Raw genomic sequence first — 25,574 nt, forward strand, 5'->3', positions numbered from 1 at the left:
ACCACTGACAACTCCGTTGTCACATAACGCCGGAACGGACTCCGGCGCCGGTCACGCCTAGGGCCGCCGGATGATCCTGCGCTGGGCCGCCACGGCGATCGCGGCAGTGCGGTTGTCCACGCCAAGCTTGCCGTAGATGTGCACCAGGTGCGTCTTGACCGTGGCCTCGGAAATGAACAGCTGCTTCGCGATCGCCCGGTTTCCCATCCCGGTGGCCAGCAATCCGAGCAGCTGGATCTCGCGGGCGGACAGGGCAGGCTCCGGATTCCTGATCCGGCCCATCAGCCGGGCCGCGACCTCGGGGGCCAGCGCGGTGCCGCCGGCCGCGGCGGAGAGCACCGCCTGGCGGATCTGCTCCGGCGGGGCATCTTTAAGCATGTAGCCGCTGGCCCCGGCCTCGACGGCGGCCAGGATGTCCGCGTCGGAATCATAGGTGGTGAGGATGAGCACCGGCGGCGCCGGCTCGCCGGCCTCTCCTGCCTTGATCCGGCCGGTGGCGGTGACGCCGTCCATGCCCGCGCCCATCTGCAGGTCCATGAGCACCACGTCCGCGGGCTCGCCCAGGGTGTGGAGCCTGGCCAGCCCGGCCAGGGCGGCGCCGCCGTCGGCTGCCTCGGCAACCACGGTGATGCCTTCCAGATCACCCAGCATCGCCCGCAGCCCGGCCCGGACCACGGGGTGGTCGTCCACCAGGAACACCCGGATGTTGTTCATTTTCGGTCCCCGCTGGCCGGCGCCGGGGCGGCGTTGGAACCGGGTGCTTGGCCCAGTGGCAGCCGGATGGCCACCACGGTTCCCTCGCCCGGGGCAGACTCGATGTCCAACTGGCCGTGGAGGGCGGCCACGCGGTCCCGCAGCGACGTCAGCCCGTAGCCGGATCCGTCCGGACGGGCCGGCAAGGCCGAGGGGTCGAATCCGGTGCCGTCGTCGTAGATGTCCATGGCCACGTCCGGGCCAAGGAAGGAAAGGGTGACGACGGCGGTGCCCGCCTGCGCATGGGCCCGCACGTTGGCCAGGCTCGCCTGGGCGGCCCGGAGCAGGACCGTCTGGTGGGCGGCGGGGAGTTCCGCCGGCACACCTTCGACGTCGAGCCGACAGCGCAGCCCGGTGCCCCGCGCTGCGGTCTCCGCCTCGGTCTTTTCACACAGCCGGAGGAGTCCGGCCACGAGGGAGCCGTCCTCGAGATCGGGGGATTGGAGGGCCCGGACGAAGTTGCGGGCCTCTGCCAGATTGGCGGCGGCCGTGTCCCGGACCACGCGGAGCCTTTCCCGTGCCACGGCGGGTTCGCCGTCGTCCAGGGCCTTCTCGGCCGCGCGCCCCATCAGCACGATGCTGGACAGGCCCTGGGCGAGGGTGTCGTGGATTTCGCGGGCCAGCCGGGTGCGCTCGGCCAGGGTGCCGGCGTTGTGCTGGGTCCGGGCGAGTTCGGCACGGGTCCGGCGGAGCTCTTCGGCTGCCAGCCGCTGGTTTTCCGCCTCCAGGAACAGCGCCCGGTAGGCCAGCCCCGTGACCACAGCGAAGGCCGCGCCGAACGCGGGCCCTAGCACCATGGGCAGCTGCGGGGCCGCGCTGGCCGGCTCCGCAGCAGCCTGCGCCGAGGGTGCGCCAACACCGTTGTGGAACCAGAGCGCCCCAATGACGAAAAGGGTGCTGAGTGCGATCGCCGGCAGTGCCAGCCGGCGCGGGAGCACGTGCAACTGCAGGAAGAACAGCGGGAAGGCCAGCCAGACGAAGTCGGCGCTGGTCCAGATCAGCAGCAGCCACAGGAGGCTGACAACGCCCAGCCACCAGGCCGAATAGGGCCGCGGATCGAACCGGGTCCGGTGGGCGGCGTGCCGCTTCTCCAGGACAGTGCCCACGAGGTAGAAGGCGGCGAGCAGCACGGCCAGCAGCAGGGTGATCCACTCCTGGCCCGTGATTCCGCCGGCCAGGAGCCGGACCAGCGCCACCAGGAGCAGCACCGCGAAGCCAACGTGCAGGCTCACGCGAAGGACGCGCAGAATGACGGCCGCCCCGGTGGGCTCCGTGCCCGGCGCCGGTGCGCCGGTGAGCGGTGCGCCCCTGTGTCCTGTGCCGTTGTGGACCGTGTTGCCGGCGTCGCCCTCCATGCTTCCAGCGTAGTGCCGGTGCGGCGGGGCTCCTGCGGAAAACTGCCCGCCCCCGGCGGAATCAACCTCTTGGTTGATCGCAGGTCCGTCCGCACGGTGCCGACGGTCCAACCGGGCGGCCGATGCCCCGGAGCCGGGCGGAGGGAAGGCTGGAAGCAACGCCTCAGACACCACAAACGCCACAAAAAGGGACACCATGTATCTCGCCATCCGCGATATCCGCTTTGCCAAGGGACGGTTCGCCCTGATGGGCGCCGTCGTCGCCCTCATTACCCTCCTGCTCGTCATGCTTTCCGGACTGACGGCCGGACTCGGGAACCAGTCGACGTCGGCCCTCGCCGCCCTCCCGGCCGACCAGCTGGTTTTCGGCGCCCCGGCCGGGAGCGCGCCTAAAGCCTCGTTTACAGAATCCGAAGTCACGCGCGCCCAACAGAGTCAATGGACGGCGCGCGAGGGCGTCGCCCGGGCCGACGCCGTAGGGATCAGCCAGAGCCGCTTCCAGGCACTGGGCGCCGGCGGCATGCCGGCACGCACGGCCAGCGTTGCGGTGTTCGGCACCGAGCCCGGCGCCGGCCTGGCTCCGGCTCCTCTGGCCGAGGGAACCATCGTTGTCGGAGCCGGACTGGCGGAGGACCTGGAGCTCAGCATCGGCAGCCACGCCTCGGTGGGCGGCACCGACCTCGTTGTGACGGCCGTCGTGCCGGAGCAGTGGTATTCACACACCGGAGTCGTGTGGACCACGCTGTCCGATTGGCAGAAGCTCGCACATATCCAAGACGCGGGATCCGCGGGCGCCGCGACGGTGCTGGCCGTGACGTTTGACTCCACGTCCGGAACAGGCGTCGATCTCGGTGCCGCCAACACCGCCGCGGGAACCGTCAGCACCACGATCGACAGATCCTTCCAGGCCCTGGGCTCCTACAAGAGCGAGAACGGCTCGCTGCTGCTCATGCAAGCTTTCCTCTACGGCATCTCAGCCCTCGTGATTGTGGCCTTCCTGACGGTCTGGACGGTCCAGCGCACCCGGGACATCGCCGTCCTGAAGGCACTGGGCGGGTCCGCCCGCTACATCCTCCGGGACGCCATGGCGCAGGCAGCCCTGGTCCTGCTGGCCGGCGCAGCGGTGGGCGGGCTGGCCGGCGTGGCCGGCGGGGTCCTCGCGTCCCAGGCGGCGCCGTTCCTCCTTACGCCCTGGACAACGCTGCTGCCCATCGCCGGAATCGTGCTCCTAGGCCTGGCCGGCGCAGCCCTCGCGGTCCGCAGCGTCGCCCGCGTCGATCCGCTCATGGCCCTCGGCGGCAACTGAACAGTCCCGGCCAGCCCATATATTCCCAGAAAGGCATATCTTGTGAATCCCACATTCAGCAACACCGCCCTGAACCTCGTCAACGTCACCTTGGAGTACCCGGACGGAGACGGCACCCTCAAGGCCCTGGACGACGTGAGCCTCAAGGTGCACGCAGGCGAATTCGTGTCCCTGATCGGCCCCTCGGGGTCCGGTAAGTCGTCCCTGCTGGCTGTCGCCGCCACCCTCGTCCGGCCCACCGCCGGCCTGGTGATGGTCGACGGCGAGGACGCCGGAGGATTGCCCGACTCGGGCCGCACCACACTGCGGCGGGACAAGATCGGCATCATCTTCCAGCAGCCGAACCTCCTGCCATCCCTCACCGCGGTGGAGCAGCTCGTGATCACCCAGCGCCTGCGCGGCGGGACGGCCCGGGCGGCCGGGGAACGCGCAGCGGCTCTGCTGGATCTTGTGGGTCTCGGGCACGCCCTGGCGAAGCGGCCCCACCAGCTTTCCGGCGGTCAGCGCCAGCGCGTCAACATTGCCCGGGCACTCATGGGAGACCCTTCCGTGCTGCTCGTGGACGAGCCGACCGCGGCCCTTGACCACCAGCGCAGCGAAGCGATCATCCGGCTGCTGCGGCGGGTCACCGACGAGTTCAGCGTGGCAACGGTCATGGTCACCCACGACACTGATTTCGTCCCGCTCACCGACGCCGTCGCGAGCATGCGCGACGGACGGCTGTCCGCCATGGCGGCGACGGGGGCCGCTGCGGCGCCGCGCCGGGGCTAGGGGGACCGGTACCCGAGGTCAGGGACGCCGAGACCGAACATGTCCTTGAGGGCATGCCGGGCGGCGTGGAAGCCGGGCATCCCGGTGACGCCGGGGCCGGGCGGGGTGGATGACGAGCACAAGTACACCCCTGGCAGCGGCGTCCGCCAGGGAACCGGGCTCAGCACCGGCCGGCGCAGCATGCCCCAAAGGTCCATGCGGCCGGCGCCGAAGTCCCCTCCGACGTAGTTCTCGTCGTACGCCGCCAGCCCAGCGGCCGTGGTCACCTTGAACTGCACCACCAAGTCCCGGAACCCGGGCGCGAAGCGCTCCAGTTGCGCCATGACCGCATCGCTCATGTCCACGGTGGAACCGGCCGGAACGTGGCAATAGGTCCAGAGGATGTGCCTGCCGGCCGGCGCGCGGCCGGCATCGAAACGCGAGGGCTGGGAGACCAGAACGTAGGGCCGGTCCGGGTGCCGTCCGGAGGCAACCTGGCGCTCCGCTTCAGCGGTTTCCGCTCGGGTGCCGCCCACGTGCACCGTCCCGGCGTCGGCGAGGCCGTCCGCCGCCCACGGCACCGGTCCGGAGAGGATGAAGTCGACCTTGCACGATGCATTCCCGAAGCGGAAGGACGCCAGGGCGCTCCGGTAGCGTGCCGGGAGCATGCCCTCTGCCAGGTGCAGCAGCGCGGGGGGCGCCACATCCAGCAGCGTGGCCCGGGCCGGCGGCAGCTCCGCGAGCGATGTGATCCGCCTCCCGGTCTCGACCACGCCGCCATGGGCTTCGATGTCGGCGGTCAGTGCCCGGGCAATCGCGGCCGATCCGCCGCGCGGAACCGGCCAGCCGCCGGCATGGCCCAGGGCGCCCAGCATCAGCCCGGCGCCGGCGGCGGTGATCGAGGGCAGCGGCGCCACGGCGTGCGCGGCGACGCCGCTCAGCAGTGCGGGAGCCAGGTCCTGGCTGAACCTCGCATTCCACAGCGGCGAGCCTTGTTCGAGCGCGCGGCGGCCGAACGCGGCGGCCGCCACGGGATCTGCCGGAATCCGCAGCAGCTGGTTCAGGGTCAGGTCCGCGACGCCCTCCACCCGCCGCACGAGGGGCTCCATGAGCCGGCGGTAGGCGGCGCCGTCCCGCCCGAGTTCCGCAACAGTGCGGTCCAGGGAACGGTAGGCCAGTGCCGCGCGGCCGCCGTCGAGCGGGGATCCGTAGGAGAGCTCGGGCACCTCCAGGGGCACGCGCCTGGACAGCTCGAACCGGCGGAAAAAGGGTGAGGCCAGAACCATGGGGTGAACGGCCGAACAGACGTCGTGGAAGTGGCCCGGTTCCATCAGTTCGGCGGTGCGCAGCCCGCCGCCGGGCGTCCCGGCCGCCTCGAACACGTGGACTTTGAGTCCGGCCCGCGCCATGGTCACCGCAGCGGCCAGCCCGTTGGGGCCGGACCCGACGACGGCGATGTCAGTCATGCGCTGTGGCCTTCCGTCACGGCACTCTTCCGCCACGGCACTTGGGACGCCGCAGGCCGGCGGAGATTAATCCTCAGCCAGTCCGGGGCACCGTCGAAGGGGCCGCCATGCGGATCATCGATGCGGTGGCGGCGGATCACGTCGCAGGACGGGTCCCAGATGTCCCAGGCGACACGCGCCATCAGGTACGCGGTGGCGAACATGTGGGCAACCACGGCCAGGACGTAGTAGGGCATGTCGATGTTGTGCTGGGTCGAGCCGCCGCTGGTGGCCTGGCCGAGGTACATCCAGATGGCGCCCCAGTGCAGCGCCTCGATGGCCTGCCAGATGACGAAGTCACGCCAGCGGGGCCGGGCGAGGGCGATCAGGGGGATCAGCCACAACACGAACTGGGGCGAGTACACCTTGTTGGTCAGGATGAATGCGGCCACGATCAGGAACGCCAGCTGCGCGATCCGCGGCCGGCGGGGTGCTGTCAGTGCCAGGACCGCAATCAGGATGCAGGCCAGGAGAAACAGGTCCAGTGCCAGCGAATTGATGGCCTCGGCCTCAAGCGGATTCCAGCCGAGCCGGGCGGCCACCAGGTTGTAGGCGAACCAGGGCGAGCTGTAGCCCGCCGGCCGCTCCTGCGTGAACTGGTAGAAGTACTTCCAGCCGTCCGGGTTCGTCGCGGCTACCGGGACGTTGACCGCCAGCCAGGCCGCGGTTGCGGCACCGGCCGTGATAAAGAGCGCCCGGATGCGTCCGCTCCGGAGCGCCAGCAGCAGGACGGCGCCGAGGATCAACAGCGGGTAGAGCTTGGTGGCCGTGCCCAGGCCGATGAAGACTCCGGCGAGGACGAGCTTGTTCCGCGAAAAGAAGTACATGCCAAGAGCCAGCATGCACACGGCCCACATGTCCCAGTTGATGACGCCCGCCAGGACAATGCCGGGGGCGAGGGCAACCATCGCCCCGTCCCAGGACCGCCGGCGGTTCGTCCGTGCCGTGGCCAGCACCGTGATGATCCAGACGGCGGCGATCAGCGTGGCGTTGACGTCGAAGTAGCCAAGGACGCGGGGATCGCCGGTGCCGGCGCCGGGCACCAGAAGTGCGGTGGCACCCGCGATGAACCCCATCAGCACGGGGTACTCGAAGAGACTTCCCTGGGTGATGAAGGGGAAGGCGCCATCACCGAGGCCGCGGTTGCGGAACAGCTCCGGGAAGTCTGAGTAGCACGTGGCGTAGAACTGCCCGGGGGTTTCCCAGCCGTTGGTGCGGCAGAAGTTCTTGAGCAGAATCCCGGCCAGGGCGGCGACGACCGTGAGGATCACCAGAACGCGTTCCACCGTAAAGAACCCCGGCGAAACGATCCCGGGCGCCGAACGGCGGCCCAAGGGACCGCCTACCAGTTCCGTGAAGTTTCGGAGAAAAGGGTCGCTGCGGCTCGGGATGACCAATCGGACCCGTTTGCGCTCCGGCGGCTTTGTCTCCTGCATGACCTTGAGCTTACCGGGGGCCATTGCCCCATGCCGCGCCGCTGCCTTCGCTGGCACGTCGTATCGCCGGCCGCCCCACCGGCGGGTCGTAACGGGAGGCTTAAAAGGGGGAGCCCGTGCGTCGCCGCACGGGCTCCCAGGGGATCGGTTCCAAGGTCAATCATCAGGTCCTCCTTCGCTGCGGACAGTCCTGCCCGAAACGGAAGTATCCGGCAGTCAGCAGATCAGGGATTCAGCGGATCAGGCCGGCCTGATGCATTACGAGGAAGGCATCGTCCCGCCGTTGGTCCAGGAGTTGGCCGTTGAAGCCGGTTGACTCCCTGCGTGCCAGCATTCGGAACAGGACCGTATAGAGCTTGCTCATCATGGTTCTCACCTCCCTTCGGGGACTTGACCGATGCGCCTTTGTGGCGGCTGGGGCTGTGCGGTGGGTTGGAGCGGTGGTTGCGGTAGTCACGAGGACCTTTCGTTGGTGGGGGATTGCGCGCCCTGGGCTAGCGAGCGGCGGCAGGAATGGCCGATTAAAACGTGCGGACGCATTTTTTGGGCGCGGCAAATAGAGCCGTAGCCGAATTGAATTCGAATAGCCGTTTCCGGGCGCGACAATTAGCCGAGAAATCCCGGGCTTTAATTAGGCCGGAATTCCGGATAGGAAGAAGTTATTCGATGGAGAATGGCCCCTGGACGCGATGGCGCCGAAACCCCAACAAGAAGCTGGGTTCCGAACTATGGGGAGTCTGCGCAACCGCGTGGTTCCGCCTGTTCAGGCTGCCGTCTCTAAGCTTTCCGCTGAGGAAGCCAGCTGCCGCCGGCCCCAGGGTGCATTACCTGGGACGGGAAAGCGGTCAGGAAACAGTCAGTCCGACATTTGGGCGCGGCACAGCGAACGAGGCCGGGTTGGCGGTGGTGGAGTACATCCATCCGCTAGTCAAAGTAATCATCATTTTCCCAACCTCCTTTTCTGTTCTGCCGTGGCTCCGGCTGACGGGCCGGGCGACGCGCGCCGTGACCCCGGCAAGTCGCCCTGGGGTCAGAAATAAAAATACACTACGAATGCGGCAGTTGCCTACCGAATTCATAAACTTTTTTCGACTTTGTTTCAAAAACCGGTTTTAGAGTCCCCAGCGCACGATTGCCGGCGTCTTCTTATCCCATCCCAGCGTGCAGACTTTGGCAGTCCCCAACACGAAATGCCGGCCCTCGTGGGGGTCCAGTCCGAGCCACCGGGCCGTCAGGATGCGGGAGAAATGCCCGTGCGCGACGATCAGCACATTGTCCAGGCCCGATTCGAGCACCCGGGCCACAATCTTGTCCGCCCGGGCGGCGACGTCGTCGAGTGCTTCACCGTTGGGCACGCCGTGCGTCCAGATCAGGTATTCGGGGTTGTCCTTGCGGATGAGGTCCGAGCTGATGCCCTCGTAGTCGCCGTAGTCCCATTCCACGGCGAGCGGCTCCAGCTGGGCGTCGGGGTAGCCGGCGAGTTCGGCGGTCCGCCGGGCGCGGCGCAGGGGTGAGGTCAGCACGAGGTCGAAGTCGACAGTCTCGAGCACCCTGCGCGCCTCTACGGCCTGCTGCTCGCCTTCCACCGTGAGGGGCATGTCTGTGAGCCCGGTGTATTGCCCGCTCTTCGACCACTCTGTTTCACCGTGCCGCAGGATCCACAGTTGGGGGCGGGGGCCGTTGGATGGTGCAATCACTTAGGACTCCTCAGTGGTGGAAAGTTCGGCGCCGGCGGGCGCCGCCTCGGGCTGTGCCGCCCACCAGTCCCGCAAGCGGGATTCGGCGACGGCGGGATCGAGCGGGCCGTGCTCCATGCGTTCTTCCAGCAGGAATTTGTAGGCGCGGCCCACCACGGGACCGGGCTTGAGACCAAGGAGCGCCATGATCTGGCCACCGTCCAGGTCGGGGCGGACGGCGTCGAGGGATTCCTGCTCCCGCAGCGCCGCGATCCTGTCCTCGAGGTCGTCGTAGGCGAAGGACAGCCGGTCCGCCTTGCGCTGGTTCCGGGTGGTGACGTCTGAGCGGGTGAGCCGGTGCAGGCGCTCCAGGAGGGGCCCGGCGTCGGTGATGTAGCGGCGGACCGCGGAATCGCTCCAGCCGGCCTCACCGTAGCCGTAGAAGCGCATGTGCAGCTCCACGAGCCTGGCCACGGCCTTGATGGTGTCGTTGTCGAAGCGCAGCGCCTTCATCCGCTTGGCGGTCAGCTTGGCGCCCACCATGTCGTGGTGGCGGAAGCTCACTGCGCCGCCCGGTTCAAAGCGGCGCGTGGCCGGCTTGCCGACGTCGTGCATCAGGGCCGCGAACCGCAGCACAAAGTCGGGGCCGGGAACCGGGCCGTCCGCCTTCGACTCGAGCGCTGCTGCCTGTTCCAGGACCTGGAGCGAGTGCTGGTAGACGTCCTTGTGGCGGTGGTGTTCATCGGATTCCAGGCGCAGGGCCGAGACTTCCGGCAGGACCAGGTCCGCGAGTCCGGTATCGACCAGCAGGTCCACGCCGGCCCGGGGCTGCGCGGCGCAGATGAGCTTGATCAGTTCATCACGCACGCGTTCGGCCGAGATGATGCTGATCCGTTCCGCCATCCGGACCATGGCCTCGCGGACCTCGGCGTGCAGCGACACGCCCAGTTGGGCCGCGAACCTCGCGGCGCGCATCATGCGCAGGGGGTCATCGGAGAAGGACGTTTCCGGCGGCCCCGGCGTGTTGAGGATCGAGGCGTGCAGGTCGCGGACGCCGCCGAAGGGATCGACGAGCTCCAGCATGGGCAGCCGCAGGGCCATGGCGTTGATCGTGAAGTCCCGCCGCAACAGGTCATCCGTCAGGGATGTTCCGAAGGCCACTACCGGCTTGCGGGACTCCGGATCGTAGGCGTCGGCCCTGTAGGTGGTGATTTCGATCTGGAAGTCGTCCTTGCGCATCCCGATGGTGCCGAAGGCGCGCCCGATCTCCCAGTAGTTGTCCGCCCATCTCTTGATCAGGGCAACCGTCTGGTCCGGAGTGGCGTCAGTGGTGAAGTCCAGGTCGGGCGAGACCCGGCCAAGAAAAAGGTCACGGACGGGCCCGCCCACCAGGGACAGCTCGTGGCCGGCGTCGACGAAGCGCTGCCCGAGCTCCAGAACCACCGGATCCACCTGGAAAGAAACGGTGTGGGAGTCAGTCTTGTGATGTGCGTGCGCCATAGTTACTTAAGCTTGTCAGAAAACCGCGCCAGCACCACACCGGAACCCTCAAGGATCCGGCGGGTTCGTCACGATCGCGCACGAACCGGCGCGGGCCGACTTTCCCGGCCGTCCACTTTCCGGCCATGTTTAGGTCATCAACAGCGGGCAAGAGTCGTTAGAGTGGACCTCATGGCCCATCCCGTACCGAGCGCTCCCGGCAGGAGGACAAACGCACCGTTGCCGTCGGCAATAGGTGCCAATGTCGCGCCTGTCCAGCACACGGGCCACGCCTCCCTGCCCACCGTGGAGGAAATCTCTGCCGGCGGCGTCGTGGTGGACATGTCCGACGCCGACCTGCGGGTAGCGATCATCGCGCGCCTGAACCGCGGCGGACGTCTCGAGTGGTGCCTGCCGAAGGGCCACCCGGAAGGCAAGGAAAGCAACGAGGAAGCCGCGGTCCGCGAGATCGCCGAGGAAACCGGGATCGAAGGCAAGATCCTGGCACCGCTGGGAAGCATCGACTACTGGTTCACCGTGAGCGGGCACCGCGTCCACAAGACCGTGCACCACTATTTGTTGCGGGCCACCGGCGGTGAACTCACCATCGAAAACGATCCGGACAAAGAAGCCGTGGACGTCGCGTGGGTTCCGATCCAGGAGCTGGCGCGCAAGCTGTCCTTCCCCAATGAACGCCGGATCGCGGATCTGGCCAAGGAAGTCCTCCCGGAAGACCGCTGAAGACCCCCGGTGCTGCCGGTCACGTCCTTGGATAGCGACTAATGCCCCGCGCGGGTGAGACGATGAAGACGATGTCATCAGCCAAACCCGCCCCCGTACCCTCCGGCCCCGCCGATTCCAAAGCTGCCCAATCCGGAGAAGCCCGTTCCAGCGCCATCATGGCTGCCGGAACCCTGGTTTCGCGTTTCCTGGGCTTCGCCAAGACCTGGATGCTGGCCGCCGCCCTGGGCCTGGGCTCGACGGTCAACGACACTTTCATCAACGCCAACAACCTTCCCAACCTCATTTTCCTGCTCGTGGCGGGCGGGGTGTTCAATGCCGTTCTGGTGCCGCAGATCATCAAGGCAAGCAAGGCGCCGGACAAGGGAGCGGATTACATCAGCCGGCTGCTGACGCTGGCGGTGCTGGTGCTGCTGGTGCTCACCCTGCTGGTCACGCTGCTGGCGCCGTCGGTGATTCAACTGACCACCCAGGGCTATTCGCCGCAGCAGAAGGCCCTCGCGGTGTCGTTCGCGTTCTGGTGCCTTCCGCAGATCTTCTTCTACGGCCTGTACGCCCTGCTGACCCAGGTCCTCAACGCCCACGGGGCCTTTGGGCCCGCGATGTGGGCGCCGATCATCAACAACGTCGTGGCGATCGCCGGGCTGGGCATGTTCATCGGCATCATGGGGGCCAACGCCGCCAACCCGCACACGATCGACAACTGGGGCCCGTTCCAGACCATCCTCGTCGCCGGGTTCTCCACCATCGGCGTCGTCGCCCAGACCGCCGTGCTGCTCATTCCCGTGTTCAGGCTCCGGCTGGGGCTGCGGCCGCGCTTCGGCTGGCGCGGGGTCGGGCTGGGCCATGCCGCGAAGCTGAGCGTCTGGACCCTGGCGACCGCAGCCGTCGGGCAGTTCGCATTCCTTTACGTCATGCGCATCGCGACAATCCCGGGCGCGGAACGGCTCCGCCTTCAGCAAGCGGGGGACCCCGCGGCGACCAGCATCCCAGGCAACGCGGTGCTGGAGGTGGCCAGCCAGCTGTACCTGCTGCCACACTCCATCATTGCCCTGTCCCTGGCCACCGTGCTGTTTAACCGGATGACCCGGGCGTCCCAGGACGGAGACCGGGCCGCCCTGCGCAACGCGCTCTCGCACGGGCTGCGGACCATGGCCGTGGCAACCGTCTTCGGCGCGCTGGCGCTCTTCGCGCTGGCCGGACCGCTGGGCATGTTCTTCTCCGGCGGGCAGCGCCAGGACGGTGTCATGCTGGCCCAAACCCTCACGATCCTGGCCCTCAGCACCCCGTTCATGAGCGCCAACTTCATGATGTCGCGGGTGTTCTACGCCAATGAGGACGCCCGGACGCCGTTCTTCATCCAGCTGGTCCTGGCCCTGGTGAACCTGGCGGCCGCGTTCGCGATCCAGTTCCTGCCGTTCGATCAGATCATCTTCGCCATCGCGATCCTTTACACGGCAGGCAATATCCTCTCCGTGATCGTCAGCGCGACCTTCCTGCGCCGGCTCCTGGGCCACCTCGACGGGCCCCGCATAGCCAGCTCCTACATCCGCATGGGGTACGCGGCCCTGGGGTCCGCCCTCGCCGGAGCCGTGGCGTTGTGGCTGCTGGGCAGCTACAACCCGGACGGCTACGCCTGGAGCGACCGGATCGCCGCTCTGGTGACAATCGTCGTCGTCGGTCCCGTCATGCTGGCCGCTTACTTCCTGCTGCTGAAGCTCTTCCGGGTCACCGAGCTGCAGGACCTCCTGCAGCCGCTGCTGGGGCGGCTCCGGCGCAGGGTCGCCGCAGAGCCGGGCGTTGAGCCGCAGGCAGGCGGCGCCGCGGAGGTGCGAAGGGCACCGGAGCGGGCCACCGTCTCGGTGGACACGGGCCTGATTCCGCGAATCTCCGGCGAGTTCGACGCCGAGTCCTTCCGCGCCGGTCCCGACATCCGCGAAGAGGATTCGTTTCCGTACGGCCGTCCGGCGGGCCCGGAGGGCGGCTACCTGCCGGCCGATGACCTCCCCAGTACCGCGCAGGGCGGCTTGGGCAAGGGCGATGTTCCCCTGCCGGGCCGCCGCACCTACCAGGGCCCGGCCGGCCACAACCCCTACTTCCCGTTTGGCGGGAAAAAGAAAAAATGAGCCGAGCCCCGTTTCTAACTGCCGTGCTCACGCGGCCCGGACAGAGCATCGGCTAGGATCGAAGACTAACAAGGGAAGTTTGCGGACCAGCGGTCAACCGGCTTACCGGAGGGCACACGGTCGCTCTCGGAGCGACCACGTCGGCAGGTCCCGGACAGTCTAGGAGGAGCCCGTGTCCCACCCGATCGATGTCGGATCAGTACTCGGTGGCCGCTACAAGGTCACTGCCACCGTACTGACCTCACATGACCAGGATCTGGTGCTGGACGGTGTGGACCAGGTACTTAACCGTCCCGTGAGCATCCTCGTCGCAGGCCCGGGCAACGCCGACCAGGTGGCCCAGAGCGCCCGTGAAGTGGCCACGGGCGAACGGCCCGGCAACGTGCAGATCCTGGATCTTGGCGTCAGCGATGCCACCACGTACCTGATCACCAACCACACCTCTGCGGCGGACCTCCTGGATCTTGTGGTGTCTTCCAACCCGCCGTACGTCGAACCCTTCTTCACGGACACTCTCGGCAGCGAGATCTTCGGGCAGGCCCGCTCCCACGAACCCGAAACCTACGACGGGCTTTACGACGACGAGGAAGTCGACGCCGGGTACATCAACTATGGCCAGGGCCAGGGCGCAGCCGGCCAGCCGCCGGTTTCCCCGGCGGTTCCGCCCGCCGGAGTACCGTCGCGGCCCGCGTCGGCTCCCGCGGCCGCGGCAGGCGTCGCGGCAGCGGCCGGGGCGGCTGCGGCGGCCGCCAGGGCCCCCAAGGCCCCCACAACTGCGCCGCAGGAGACCGCGGCGCATTCGACGGCCCCGCAGCCCGTCCAGAGCGGCGCCGCGCCCCGCCAGGCCGAGCCGGCCGCGCAGCAGCCGGCAACGGCGGCGGCACCTAAAGTTTCGTTGTGGTCCGACGACGACCACACCGGTGATGATCGGCGCGGCGGCGCAGCCGCGGCCGCCGGAGTGGCCGGGGCCGGCTTCGACTCCGCGGATCGGGCTCCGGGGAACTTCCCCGCCTCCGCCCGTGCCGCCGTCGACCAGGATGAGGACGAGTACGAGTACGAAGACGAGCCCAACCGGGAGCCGCGCTCCATGCGCTGGCTGGTGGGCGGGCTCCTGGCTGCCGTGCTGGTGGTGGGCCTGATCTTCGCGGTCACCAACCTTGGCAGCCTCTTCAAGAGCAGCCCGCAGACCAACGCCGCAACCTCCGCCTCGTCCAGCGCGCCGGAACCGTCCACCGCGCAACCGTCCTCGACCGCCACCGAGGCGCCTGCTGCCGGTCCGCCCGTCATCGAAGACGTGACGCGGCTCGGCAACTTCGATTTCGCCGGGAATTACGACTCCGACCTCGCAAAGACCATTGACGGGAACGGCGCGAGCTTCTGGTCCGACATGGAGTTTGCCACGGATGACTGGGGAGGTCTCGCCTCCGAAGTTCCGCTCGTGGTCAAGCTGAAGGACCCTTCCAAGGTCTCCTCCGTCACCCTGAGCCAGCTGGGGGCCTCTGGCGGCAACATCAGCGTCTTCACCAATGACAGCCCGACCCTGGACGGCGCAAAGCAGATTGGCAGCAACAGCTTTACGTCACCGGACCTGACCATGCCGCTGTCTGAACCCGTCACGGCGCAATACGTGATCGTGTCCATCAAGAAGCTTCCGAAGCTGGCCGCTCCCAAGACCCGCTATGGGTATGGCCTGCGCTTGGCCGAAATCAAGGTCCAGTAGCGGACCTGCCCTGGCTTCCTCTGCGCTGTACAGCGGCCGCTGCGCTGCGGTGTCAGGCTTCGCTGTAAGGATGAGGCCCTGCAGCGGCGGCCCTGCGCCGACGGCACTGTAATCCGGGGCGGTCTCCGGCTCCGGCCGCTGCAACCCGGTACCCTTTGTAGTGGCGTTGCTCCGTGACGCCCATTTCGGCCGGAATATTCAATGCCCGGCAATAGTTGTGCCATGTGGCCGGCCATCGAGGCGGGCGCATCGACAAAGGAAGAGGTTCACCGTTCAGTGAGCAACGCAGAAAACACTGCCTCCGAAGTACGTGATGTCATCATCGTCGGCTCCGGCCCGGCGGGCTACACCGCAGCGGTGTACACGGCGCGCGCGAACCTGAAGCCGCTGCTCTTGGCAGGCTCGGTTACGGCCGGCGGCGAACTGATGAACACCACGGACGTGGAGAACTACCCGGGGTTCCCCGACGGCATCATGGGCCCGGACCTGATGGAGAACTTCGAGAAGCAGGCCGCCCGCTTCGGCACGGAGATCCAGTTCGAGGACGTCACCGACCTGGACCTCGACGGCGACGTCAAGACCGTCACCATCGGCACGGGGGAGACCTTCAAGGCCCGCTCCATCATTCTTTCCACCGGCTCCGCCTACCGTGAGCTTGGGCTGCCGAACGAGAAGAGGCTTTCGGGCCACGGTGTGAGCTGGTGTGCAACCTGCGACGGTTTCTTCTTCAAGGACCAGGACATTGCGGTCATTGGTGGAGGCGACTCCGCCATGGAAGAGGCCCTCTTCCTCACCAAGTTCGCCAAGTCCGTCACGGTGGTTCACCGCCGCGACACCCTTCGTGCTTCCAAGATCATGGCTGACCGCGCCCTGGCCCACGAGAAAATCAACTTCGTGTGGAACACCGGCGTGGAAGACGTGTTGGGACAGGAAAAAGTCACCGCATTGCGGTTGAAGAACCTGGTGGACGGCACGGAAACCGAACTGGCCGTGACCGGAGTATTCGTGGCAATCGGCAACGATCCCCGCACCGATCTGGTCAAGGGCAAGCTCGAACTGACCGCAGAGGGAACCATCGCTGTGGACGGCCGCACCTCCAAGACAAGCGTCCCAGGCGTCTTCGCTGCCGGCGACGTGATTGATCCGACCTACCGCCAGGCGATCACCGCATCCGGTTCCGGCTGTGTGGCGGCCCTGGACGTCGAGCACTACCTCGCAGATTTCCACGCCTAAACGGCGCGCAGCAACCAACGGAAGAGAGACAAAGGTTATGAGCAACGCAAAAGACGTAACGGACGCCAGCTTCAGCACTGATGTACTGGCCTCCGAGAAGCCCGTCATTGTCGATTTCTGGGCCGAATGGTGCGGACCCTGCCGCAAGCTCGGTCCGATTCTTGACGAGATTTCGGTCGAGTACAGCGAAAAGGTTGACGTGGTCAAGGTGAACGTTGACGACAACCCGGCCATCGCTGCCGAGTACGGCATCACCTCCATCCCGGCCGTTTACCTGTTCCAGGGCGGCGAGGTCAAGAGCACCGTCATCGGTGCCCGGCCCAAGCAGTTCTTCGAGAAGGAATTTGCGGACGTCCTGTCCTAGGCTGACCGAAAGTGGCCCCCGCTTCTAGCGGGGGCCACTTTTTTGCTGTGATCCACGGCCCGCAGCAGGGGAGTGGGACTGCCTCGACCCATCAGGAATCTGTCAGTACTGATACTGCAACTTCTGCCGGGTGGCTTTCGGTCCTAGTTTCTCCCGGAGGGCAATTCACCTCTTCCTTGGAAGCCCGCCGTTCCGGGAGGCTCCGGTCAGCGTCGAAGCAGCCGCAGTTCCCTACATACCTGGACGCATGTCGGGCAGCCGGCCGGGTCGTCACGTCGTCTGAGACTTGTTTCACGTGAAACATGAGGCCTGGCATGCACTGCGCAGTAGTGAACCGGCTCAGTGAAGCGCGCTTTTACTGACGGGGTTTCCCGAAAGCTGCGTTGCGCCCGACTTTCCGTTGCGTGGACGGATCCCGACTGGGTGTTCGTTAGAACTCGACCGAAGCGCGATGCTCACCTCGTAAGCACGACGTGTTTCACGTGAAACACCAACTCGCGCATGGATCGGTCTTGCGGCGACGGTCCCGGACCTCAAAGGCACTCGACGCGCCGTCGGCTCGGTCGGCGGAGTGATGGCGTGGGGCATGCTTAGGTCAGAAGCCTGGTCTTCGGGAGTGAGTCAGCGGTATTTCAAAGAGCCGAGTCCACGGCGAAATGGACGCCCAGGCGACGGATATCCACAGTTGCGCGAGACTGACACATACTCATCCACGTCGCCCCAGGCGGCGATCATGCTGCCTATCAACACCGTCACAGCGACTGGTTTGCTGGCTCGGAGGCGGTTTCACGTGAAACAGTGCGTTCGTCACCCGACTACTGAAGAGCCACCACCCCACTCCGCCCTCTCATGTTTCACGTGAAACCACCACCAGGACCGACGCAGGCAAATCACATACCCGAACAAGTGACAGCGAACTCTTAGATAATCCAGTGGTCACGGGTCTGGAAACCGCGCTGCCGTCGGCCTGGAGGGTTGAAGGAGGTGCGCAATGGAGCTTCCTAGCGTGCGTCTCTCTGCTCCGCAGCCTGGACAGCTCCGGGCCGAACAGCCGAAAAATCCTCCGCCAACGCGAACAGCAGAGGTCCTTGCCAAACAATCGCCGGCGGATGGCTGAGACTCATATTTCGCGCTACAAGCGGGCTTTCACGCAGTTCGCCACGACATCCGAACCGGTGGCAGCATCTCCAGGCCCACATGTTTCACGTGAAACATGTCCGCCAACGCGGACCAGTCTGCAGTGGGGCTGTCGAATTTCCCTGCGTAGACCCCGCTGGGGGACTGACGTCCGTCCATAAAGACCTTCTAGGCCGGCTGCACGCGTCAGTTTAAAAACTGAGGGCCTGCTACGGCCGGCAATGAACCTGGGTGGGCGCAGTGGGATGCGGGTCAAATTCCTGCTGCTGGGGGCAGAATGCCAGCTGGAGGTCTAAGGCGAATGTCCACGCCGACGGCCTATGTTGTCTGATTTGATGACCGCCGCGGCAGGATGCCTTCGGAGGTACTCGTCCCGCCGCAGTTACGGCCGGCACATAGCCTGCACGCTACGCGACGTCGGACGCGGGGGACAGGACTCCCAGTCCATCGCCCAACCGATCAGACAGAGGCCTTGGGACAGTTCCAGCCGTAGGGCGCGAAGCTCCTTCCAGGGCGTAGCGGGTTTGAGATCCGGCCACACGGCGCCTCCGTCCGCAGCCCTCACCATGCCCGAGTCGACGCTCCGCTTGTCCGGGGATCTCTGGCATCTGCCAGGGGCAACCCGCCGTGCCCCTGCTGGCCGTCTGGTCACCCGTCACCTCGGTTCCCAGCATGATCATCTCCGTCGACACAACTGCAAGCTGTCCCCGGCCCCATCCAATGCGCGCCGACCATTGCCTGCTGCGCCCGGGCCCGTCCGATCTCAATTTCACTCAACCCGCATGGAGTTTGCCCATACCTCGTGCCGTCGGCAGCCGGTCGCGTCCCTTCCGCTGAAGGGGGGCTGACCTTCAGCCGGCCCTTGTGTTTCCCTGTTTGGTCCGGATCACGGTGCAGGAGAATGCACTTCTTCCTCTTTGCCACCTCCAATTCCCTGCATTGCTAACCGGAGCGCAGCGCGGTGGACTCCTCCGCGACAACGCAAGGGACGCCGGCTCATGCGGCTCATCAACCCCCGCCCCCCGGCAGGCAGCACCGCTGTCGGCCGGGGATGTCCTTCAAACTCTCACGCAGGTGTCCACAGATCGCCACCATATTGATAACCCCGTGCTGGTCCCAAGGACACCACACGCGCCGTCATGACTGCCGTCCAGGGCCCCAAGACCGAGTCAACGGCGTCCGACGGTGAGGCCTTACCGGCACTCCCAGGGGACTGTAAAATCCGGTGCCTTCTCGATATCCACCAGTTTCTCCACAGAAGTTATTCACACAGTTATCCACAGGCCCTGAGAGATTATTCACATGCCTCTCTTCGTGAGCTGCGAAGCGCGGCTGCAGCCTCTGGCATTGGATTCCCGACTGGCTTTCCACCGTGCAGTGAATCCGCCCTGGCCAACCCGTCAGTATGCTGGCGCCAATCACAAAGGAAAGGCCAAACTCCTTGAAAAATTAACCGTAGAACGGCGATTTGGGGCAACTTCACGAATGCTCCGGCCAGCGTCGCTGCCTGAGCTGACCATGTTTCACGTGAAACAGAAACTTGACCCGCAAGGGAGCTTCCGGGCACGTATCACGAACGCCGTTGGAGCATGAACCTGTCCGCACGAGCTGGCTACAGCCCGTCACTAATCCACAAAGTTATCCACAGCAATATCCACCGCTCTATCCACCGCTCCGTCCACGGGCCGCCGGCTAAAGTCCGGGCCATGGACGGCCCTGCCAACCGCGCCTGGAGTCTGCCTTGACCTGCGGTTCAGCAGTCTGGGGAAGGGGTCGTCTTACCCTTGGCCGATGCCCTAAAGCCAGGTCGGTCGAACCATGTCACGTCGAGTGTCGGGGCCGACTGCGTCAGATTGGGTCGTCTGGCCCCTACATCGGAGCGTGCTTCCAACAGGGCAATGTCGGATTTTGAGAACACCAGATTTTGAGACCACTAGGGGAGCGCAGCCGCTTCACCTTCTTGTCTCCAGGCATCGTGCAGACCATTGGAGTGCAGCTGTTTCAGCCTTTTGTCTCCAGGCACCGTACCGACCATGGGGTCGCCTCGTCGTGCCATGCTGCCTCGATGGGCGCCACCCGCGCGGTGAGCTTCGCAGGGCGTTGTGAATTTCTGGGCCGTGAGAGCTTCGGGACCGCAAGTCCTCGGTGGTTCTTCCTGGTTCAAACATCCTCTACGCGCATAAGCTCGCGACCGCCGCCGTGACCGTTGGTCGGTGCATACCCCAAGTCCGACGTCGGCCGTATGGTTGTCCGGCGTTGTTGGCCGTGCAACGGTACCGGGCTTGCCCCGGCTGAACCCATGCCGGTGGGGCTGGGGGATCCGGGCAGAGGGAGCGGCCCGACTGCGGAACCGATCGAGCCGGCACGCTACACACTTGCATGCCCGAGTCCAGAATCCAACCAGACTGACCCGGCTGCCGAGGGGCCTTCTTTGCGTATCGGTTCCCTCCGGTTCCGGTATCGTCTTGCGGCTTCGGTGCGGTCAGCGAACCGAATCCTGCAGCGTCCCCGCGCCCGCCGCCGGCCGCCCACGGCTCGAAGTCGCAGGTCTCGGGTCGCTTAGTGTGATCCCGTCCCTGGGCCTTGACGAATCCGTCCGCCGGAACCATCGTGGACCGGTGTGCCGTGACGGGCAGGGGAGACTGTGGAGTCGGGTATGCAGTAGCTTGAGCACTCACCCGGCGATGGGGCGGGCGCGTCCACACAACGGCCACCCGATAATCCAGACCAGGCTTAGTGCGCTGCAGGCGTGATCGACCCATGGTTCTCAATGGACACGACGCCGGCACCTGCATCTCACAGGCCCTACTCCTCCTCCCCAGAGGGAGAGCAGGGCTGGCTCACAGTTCCTGCAGGAGTACTCCTACTGACCTTCCGCCAGCCAGCGCCATGGCCGCGCGGCCAAACAAGTTCAGTGCTGCTCTCTCCTAAAGCACGTTCTGGCCGGCTGACGGGTAGGGCAGCAGCGTCGAACTGTGTGGGGGAGCCGTCATGTCACGTGCCAGGCATGCCGGCATGACGCCATCTGTATCTGAGTGCGATGGCGGGATTGCGGGTGCGAGCTGTCGGGTACAACACGAGAGGCCAATTGGATGGTGGCGTATTAATGGCAAGTGCCCGGTTCCGATTGCCCGAGTTCCGACGAACTGACGCGGCGTGTGCGGGAACTGGATGCGGAATCAGGGATGTGTGTGCAAGTTGACGGATGCGTCGAGCAGCAACTCTGCGGGGGAGCCGAAGGACGCGGTGATCCGTGAAGCTAGGAAGTCTCGTTCAGCGTCGGCGATCAAATGTCCATGAGTGGCACTCTGCCGAGTGGCACAACCCAAGATTTTCCTGCGGCGCATGCCAGTGCGCCGTGCATATCAAGGTTGCGTCCATGCCCACGCGAAGGCCGTGTCCAAGTCCGCGTCGAGGTCCGCACTGCGTAGTAGCTCCTGTCTAGGGCCTCGTGCATGCCCCTACCAAACCCACATCTAAACCTTGCTTCAGGGATCGCGTAGAGGCGCACGTCGAGACCAAAAAGCCCACCAACCGCCGCCAGACCAGCGTCGAATATCGTCACCCGTACCCAACAATCCACTGGCCTAAGTGCCAGGGGCAGGAATGGTCGGCTGTGGAGCAATCGCCTAGAGCCAATCATTGAGCGTAAAACTTAGCCAAAGAACCGTCTCGCAGTCGACGGCTTCCCACAGCAAAGCCGCGGCAGCAACTGACAACGTGGACGCGATAGCCGGGTACCCCACCCCAATTCCCACTTACGAAGGGTTCCTCCGTGAACGAAGACCGCTAGGCAGCGAGACTGCTCGACCTTCCCGGAGGATGGGCAGTGGCCGCTTCGACGCACCTCACGGCGTCCAAGGCCTCAGCGCCCTGCAGCCCGCTTCGCGGTCACGGAACCAACTACGCGCCCTCGCAACGCACAGCGGCGCGTAGGGCGCTTTGAGAGGCGCCCCAGGACGTGGCGGCTGTCCCACCAGCCCTGCTCGCGCCTCAAGCTCCGGCCGCCCGAACGTTCGTCTGTTGCTGCGACGAGCCCTCACCATCCCAGGAACCGGCCACATCGTACTAGGCCGTTCCTCCTGATTCGGGTTACGAAAGGACGAATGCGCCCGAATAGCCCACGGGCAACCGGTCCGTCCGCCGGCCAAGATGGGTTCCGGGATGACGATTGCCGGCCGACCCCAGCCGTTGACCGAATTCTTCTGCCTCAATTCGTCTCCGCCATATGGTCGTTTGCTCGGCCTCGCGTTTGTGCGCCTCGAAGTCAAAGTTTGGCTGCCCCGTTTCACGTGAAACATCGATCGAAAGCCAAAGGCAGTCCATGAACACCGGGGAGCGGGCAGCCGATCGTTCTTGCTGATGAGCGCGATCGTCGTGGAGGTACTAGAGTCGCCGTTCAGTCCGGGCGGGATCCGCCTAGCTGCTCCTTCGTTCCGTTAGCGGTTCATGCGATCCGCTTAGCGATCCATTCGACCTCCGCCCTGCCCCGGAGAAACAGCGGGGGCAGGGCGGAGACCGGAAACGCGGCGGACACCCGGGGAAGGAGTCCCCGCTTCATCCAGAGATAGCGCCCTGCCTCCCACCAAGGCGTCCGGCTGCTTATACGCCCTGCCTCGCCGAAGCCGGCCAGGAAATGGCAGCCCAGACTCCGCCAGGGAGTCGAGCGATGCCTCCGTCCCACTCCCAAAGCCCCGGTACGCCGGAGCCATGGCCAGGACGATGGCGGGTGGGAGCCGCCCGGAAATCCTCGGTGCAACCGGTCTCGGCGGCACCAGGGGGCCGGGAGCAGCAAAAAGGGAGGGTCTGTTTCACGTGAAACAGACCCTCCCGGAGAACTCAGCGAATCGCGCGCTAGCTGGGCGCACCTGGCGTCAAGACGTCCATGATGCGGTTCAGGTCCTCGACGCTGGCGAACTCGATGCTGACGCGACCCTTGCGGGCACCAAGCGAGATCTTGACATTCGTATCGAGGCGGTCGGACAGCGACGATGCCAAGTAATCCAGGCGCTCGTGGCGGGCTCCCGGCCGCGGGATGTTGTTCTTGGCCGGCGAGGCGGGGCTCTGATACAGAGTCACAGCCTCTTCGGTCGCCCGGACCGACATGCCCTCCGAAACAATCTTCTGCGCCAGGCGTTCCATGGCCGCGGCGTCCGGAAGGGCCAGCAGCGCGCGGGCGTGCCCCGCGGAGATGACGTTTGCCGCAACCCGGCGCTGCACCAGCGGGGGCAGCTTCAGCAGCCGCAGGGTGTTCGACACCTGGGGCCGCGAACGTCCGATCCGATCCGCCAGCTGTTCGTGCGTAGTCCCAAAGTCTTCGAGCAGTTGCTGGTAGGCCGCCGCCTCTTCAAGCGGATTCAGCTGGCTGCGGTGCAGGTTCTCCAGCAACGCGTCGCGAAGGAGGTCGTCGTCGGTCGTGTCACGGACAATCGCGGGGATAGTTTCCAGGCCGGCGGCCTGTACTGCACGCCACCGTCGTTCACCCATGACGAGCTCATACGGTTCGCCACCCTCTTCGGTTGAGGTACGGACCACAATTGGCTGGAGGACGCCAATTTCCCGCACGGAGTGCACCAGCTCCGCCATGTCGTCTTCATCGAAGACTGATCGGGGCTGCTTGCGGTTGGGGTGGATGTCCGTGACCGGGATTTCGGCAAACCTGACACCGGGCACCTCTACGAGTTCAACAGTTCCCTCGTCGCTGTGCTCGGGCGTGGAGTCAAACGCCAGCTGCTCGCCGGCGCCGGCCGCTTTGGCAGCAGCGGGCGCCGCCTTCGAGGCAGCCGACTTCCGGGCGGGAGTTTTCTTGGTCGCTGCGGGGGCAGTCACGTCGACCTTGCCGGCATCTGCGTCGACGTCAGCTCCTGCGGCCTCCGAGGTGTCACCAGTCAGATCAGACCGACCGCCGTTGTTGACGGGTGTGGACTCCGGCTCCTTGGCCTGCGCGGCATTGGTGTCCGGGAGCGCTTCGGCGTCGGCTGTCTTTTTTCGGGCTTCAGGAAAGAAGAGGTCCACGGGCCGGGATGGGGCAGCACCGTTTCCGGAGGCGTTAGCCGCGGCGGAACTTGGAATGAGTGCGCCAAGTCCACGGCCGAGGCCGCGTCGCTTATCGCTCATGGATAAATCCCTCCAGTGGAAGAGCCGGGATTCACCTGGCTCTGGTTAGTGCAATTCTCGAAAAGATTCTAACGTTCCGCGATTTCCGCGGCGGCTTCCAGGTAGGACAGGGCACCGCTGGAAGAAGGATCATACGTCATGACAGTTTGCTGGTAGCTCGGTGCCTCGGAAATACGCACCGACCTCGGCACTACAGCGCCGAGCACCTGCTTCGGGAAGTGTTCCCGGACCTCCGCTGCCACCTGGGCAGCGAGATTCGTGCGGCCGTCATACATGGTCAGCAGAATCGTGGAGACAACCAGATCGGCGTTCAGGTGCTTCTGGATCATCTCGATGTTCTTCAGGAGCTGGCTGAGGCCTTCGAGGGCGTAGTACTCGCACTGGATCGGGATGAGAACCTCACCGGCCGCGCAGAAAGCGTTTACCGTCAGCAGCCCGAGGCTCGGCGGGCAGTCGATGAAGATGTAGTCCAACCGCTCCTCGCCATTCTTGGCGCGCTCCTTGGAGTACACATCGATTGCGCGGCGCAGCCGCTGCTCGCGGGCCACCAGGCTGACGAGTTCAATTTCGGCACCGGCAAGGTGAATGGTGGCGGGCGCACAAAACAGGTTGTCGATGTCGGGGCACGGAGCCACGACGTCCTTCAGCGGGACATCGTTGATCAGCACATCGTAGATACTGTCAACATCGGCGTGGTGTTCGATACCCAGGGCGGTCGAGGCGTTGCCCTGCGGATCGATATCGATCACGAGCACGTTCAGGCCGGCGGCCGCCAGCGCGGCGGCGATGTTCACGGTCGTCGTCGTCTTGCCGACGCCGCCCTTCTGGTTGGAAACGGTGAAGACCCGGGTTTTCTCCGGTTTGGGGAGCTGCCGGCCGAGCAACCGCTCGCGGCGCTTGTTTTCGTGCGCGAGTTCGCGGGCGATGGGACTGGAGTCGTCGATTGAATCCAGCACGTTTCCCGTGTGCGGGAGGGATGTTTCACGTGAAACACCGGCCATCCCGGTCGTCTTAGCAACCGAAGCCGTGTGATTTCCGGAGTAGTCAAAAGCTACTGCAGGAGCCGTAAACGCCCGTGCGGACCCCAGGGACACAAACGGCGGGATCCGTTGTGTGGAGGCTTCGCTACTGCTCACTATGACACGCTCACTCTCATTCGGCTCTTACTGCCGGTTACTAGCGTAACCTCTTCCCCTCAGACTCCCCGGGCACCGGGGCCGGTGCTAGGTAATCTTTTGAGGCTTGTTCACTACGATTCGCACAACGGTGGTGGGTTCCTCCAGCAGGTCTTCACCCACCACCACCACGGACGTCTGAATGCCGCCCAGTTTGCGGATAACCTTGGCGGCCTTTTCGATTTCCTCGCCGGCACTGCGTCCCTTGATGGCGACGACTTCGCCCTTGCCGGCCAGGAGCGGAATGGTCAGTCCGGCGAGATTGGACAGCGCAGATACCGCACGGGCCGTCACAACGTCGGCGTTCACGAGCCCCACCGCGAGTTCCGCCCGGGTGCGCATGATCGTGACGTTCTCGAGGCCAAGATCGTCAACCACTTCCTGGAGCCAAATGACACGGCGCTCCAGCGGTTCGATCAGGGTCAGTTCCAGGTCCGGCCGGGCGATGGCCAGGCACAGTCCGGGCAGGCCTGCTCCGCTGCCGACGTCGGCCACATGGCTTCCGTGGGCAATCTGGCTCTCGATGACGGCGCAGTTAAGCACGTGCCGGCTCCAAAGCCGCGGCACTTCGCGGGGCCCGATCAGGCCCCGTTCGGTCCCGGACGTCGCCAGGTGCTCGACGTAGCGCTTCGCCAGTTCCAAGCGGTCACCGAAGATGGACTCTGCTGCCTTGAGTTCCGGGGCGGTAATTTCAACCATCA

At 65.7% G+C, this 25,574-nt stretch carries 17 protein-coding genes; 7 read left to right on the plus strand and 10 right to left on the minus strand.

Annotation, left to right across the window (positions count from 1 at the left end; all coding sequences use genetic code 11):
• Window positions 1–57 precede the first annotated feature (57 nt).
• Both C560_RS0109340 and C560_RS0109345 read right to left on the minus strand, forming a co-directional pair.
• Entirely contained in the window at window positions 58–714 is a 657-nt protein-coding gene (locus C560_RS0109340; RefSeq protein ID WP_018775315.1) for a response regulator, read from the minus strand.
• On the minus strand, window positions 711–2,108 hold the full coding sequence (locus C560_RS0109345) for a sensor histidine kinase (RefSeq protein ID WP_026538011.1): 1,398 nt from the start codon (window positions 2,106–2,108) through the stop codon (window positions 711–713). The genes C560_RS0109340 and C560_RS0109345 overlap by 4 nt, the downstream gene beginning before the upstream one ends.
• Before the next feature lie 196 nt (window positions 2,109–2,304).
• Here C560_RS0109345 and C560_RS0109350 point away from each other — a divergent pair, with 196 nt between their 5' ends.
• Together C560_RS0109350 and C560_RS0109355 are read left to right on the plus strand one after the other, a co-directional pair.
• Complete coding sequence (locus C560_RS0109350) at window positions 2,305–3,414, plus strand: FtsX-like permease family protein (protein WP_026538012.1); 1,110 nt, start codon at window positions 2,305–2,307, stop codon at window positions 3,412–3,414.
• Window positions 3,415–3,456: 42 nt separating this feature from the next.
• Window positions 3,457–4,185, plus strand: coding sequence for an ABC transporter ATP-binding protein (locus C560_RS0109355; protein ID WP_026538013.1), 729 nt, complete (start codon window positions 3,457–3,459; stop codon window positions 4,183–4,185).
• On the opposite strand, the gene C560_RS0109360 is transcribed toward C560_RS0109355, so the two are convergent.
• The 5 genes from C560_RS0109360 to C560_RS0109380 all read right to left on the minus strand — a co-directional run bounded on the left by C560_RS0109360 (window position 4,182) and on the right by C560_RS0109380 (window position 10,281).
• Window positions 4,182–5,630, minus strand: a complete 1,449-nt coding sequence (locus C560_RS0109360; protein WP_026538014.1) for a phytoene desaturase family protein — start codon at window positions 5,628–5,630, stop codon at window positions 4,182–4,184. The genes C560_RS0109355 and C560_RS0109360 overlap by 4 nt on opposite strands.
• Window positions 5,627–7,105 (minus strand): glycosyltransferase family 87 protein, encoded by a 1,479-nt coding sequence (locus C560_RS0109365; protein WP_051533085.1) that lies wholly within the window; start codon window positions 7,103–7,105, stop codon window positions 5,627–5,629. Before C560_RS0109365 ends, C560_RS0109360 begins: the two co-directional genes overlap by 4 nt.
• A gap of 232 nt (window positions 7,106–7,337) precedes the next feature.
• Window positions 7,338–7,472, minus strand: a complete 135-nt coding sequence (locus C560_RS23960; protein ID WP_269320023.1) for a hypothetical protein — start codon at window positions 7,470–7,472, stop codon at window positions 7,338–7,340.
• A 745-nt stretch (window positions 7,473–8,217) separates the two neighbouring features.
• Complete coding sequence (locus C560_RS0109375) at window positions 8,218–8,802, minus strand: histidine phosphatase family protein (protein ID WP_018775308.1); 585 nt, start codon at window positions 8,800–8,802, stop codon at window positions 8,218–8,220.
• Window positions 8,803–10,281, minus strand: coding sequence for a CCA tRNA nucleotidyltransferase (locus tag C560_RS0109380; RefSeq protein WP_018775307.1), 1,479 nt, complete (start codon window positions 10,279–10,281; stop codon window positions 8,803–8,805).
• A 171-nt stretch (window positions 10,282–10,452) separates the two neighbouring features.
• Between C560_RS0109380 and C560_RS0109385 the strand changes: the two genes are divergently transcribed.
• From C560_RS0109385 to trxA, 5 genes are all read left to right on the plus strand, one after another.
• Window positions 10,453–11,001, plus strand: a complete 549-nt coding sequence (locus tag C560_RS0109385) for an NUDIX hydrolase (RefSeq protein ID WP_231386393.1) — start codon at window positions 10,453–10,455, stop codon at window positions 10,999–11,001.
• Between the two features lie 62 nt (window positions 11,002–11,063).
• Window positions 11,064–13,127, plus strand: coding sequence for a murein biosynthesis integral membrane protein MurJ (gene murJ / locus C560_RS0109390; RefSeq protein ID WP_043422885.1), 2,064 nt, complete (start codon window positions 11,064–11,066; stop codon window positions 13,125–13,127).
• Window positions 13,128–13,299: 172 nt separating this feature from the next.
• A complete protein-coding gene (locus tag C560_RS0109395) occupies window positions 13,300–14,847 on the plus strand; it encodes an ABC transporter substrate-binding protein (RefSeq protein ID WP_026538017.1) in 1,548 nt (515 codons plus the stop codon).
• 276 nt (window positions 14,848–15,123) lie between these two features.
• Window positions 15,124–16,080, plus strand: coding sequence for a thioredoxin-disulfide reductase (gene trxB, locus C560_RS0109400; RefSeq protein WP_026538018.1), 957 nt, complete (start codon window positions 15,124–15,126; stop codon window positions 16,078–16,080).
• Between the two features lie 37 nt (window positions 16,081–16,117).
• On the plus strand, window positions 16,118–16,444 hold the full coding sequence (gene trxA, locus C560_RS0109405; protein WP_018775302.1) for a thioredoxin: 327 nt from the start codon (window positions 16,118–16,120) through the stop codon (window positions 16,442–16,444).
• A gap of 5,991 nt (window positions 16,445–22,435) precedes the next feature.
• Here trxA and C560_RS0109410 read toward each other — a convergent pair.
• The 3 genes from C560_RS0109410 to rsmG form a co-directional block, all read right to left on the minus strand.
• The gene (locus C560_RS0109410; RefSeq protein WP_026538019.1) at window positions 22,436–23,698 is read right to left on the minus strand and encodes a ParB/RepB/Spo0J family partition protein; all 1,263 of its coding nucleotides are present in this window, start codon (window positions 23,696–23,698) and stop codon (window positions 22,436–22,438) included.
• Window positions 23,699–23,766: 68 nt separating this feature from the next.
• Window positions 23,767–24,834: a ParA family protein gene (locus tag C560_RS0109415; RefSeq protein WP_081801657.1), complete on the minus strand. Its 1,068-nt coding sequence runs from the start codon at window positions 24,832–24,834 to the stop codon at window positions 23,767–23,769.
• Between the two features lie 87 nt (window positions 24,835–24,921).
• On the minus strand, window positions 24,922–25,572 hold the full coding sequence (gene rsmG / locus C560_RS0109420) for a 16S rRNA (guanine(527)-N(7))-methyltransferase RsmG (RefSeq protein WP_018775676.1): 651 nt from the start codon (window positions 25,570–25,572) through the stop codon (window positions 24,922–24,924).
• Window positions 25,573–25,574: the final 2 nt, after the last annotated feature.

Source organism: Arthrobacter sp. 9MFCol3.1 (assembly GCF_000620385.1).
In the GTDB taxonomy this organism is placed as follows: Bacteria; Actinomycetota; Actinomycetes; order Actinomycetales; family Micrococcaceae; genus Arthrobacter.

Bases quoted from the DNA above. Each gene is read 5' to 3' on its own strand.
- C560_RS0109340 (WP_018775315.1), bottom strand. From the start codon at position 714: ATGAACAACATCCGGGTGTTCCTGGTGGACGACCACCCCGTGGTCCGG.
- C560_RS0109345 (WP_026538011.1), bottom strand. From the start codon at position 2,108: ATGGAGGGCGACGCCGGCAACACGGTCCACAACGGCACAGGACACAGG.
- C560_RS0109350 (WP_026538012.1), top strand. From the start codon at position 2,305: ATGTATCTCGCCATCCGCGATATCCGCTTTGCCAAGGGACGGTTCGCC.
- C560_RS0109360 (WP_026538014.1), bottom strand. From the start codon at position 5,630: ATGACTGACATCGCCGTCGTCGGGTCCGGCCCCAACGGGCTGGCCGCT.
- C560_RS0109365 (WP_051533085.1), bottom strand. From the start codon at position 7,105: ATGCAGGAGACAAAGCCGCCGGAGCGCAAACGGGTCCGATTGGTCATC.
- C560_RS23960 (WP_269320023.1), bottom strand. From the start codon at position 7,472: ATGATGAGCAAGCTCTATACGGTCCTGTTCCGAATGCTGGCACGCAGG.
- C560_RS0109380 (WP_018775307.1), bottom strand. From the start codon at position 10,281: ATGGCGCACGCACATCACAAGACTGACTCCCACACCGTTTCTTTCCAG.
- C560_RS0109385 (WP_231386393.1), top strand. From the start codon at position 10,453: ATGGCCCATCCCGTACCGAGCGCTCCCGGCAGGAGGACAAACGCACCG.
- murJ (WP_043422885.1), top strand. From the start codon at position 11,064: ATGAAGACGATGTCATCAGCCAAACCCGCCCCCGTACCCTCCGGCCCC.
- trxA (WP_018775302.1), top strand. From the start codon at position 16,118: ATGAGCAACGCAAAAGACGTAACGGACGCCAGCTTCAGCACTGATGTA.
- C560_RS0109410 (WP_026538019.1), bottom strand. From the start codon at position 23,698: ATGAGCGATAAGCGACGCGGCCTCGGCCGTGGACTTGGCGCACTCATT.
- rsmG (WP_018775676.1), bottom strand. From the start codon at position 25,572: ATGGTTGAAATTACCGCCCCGGAACTCAAGGCAGCAGAGTCCATCTTC.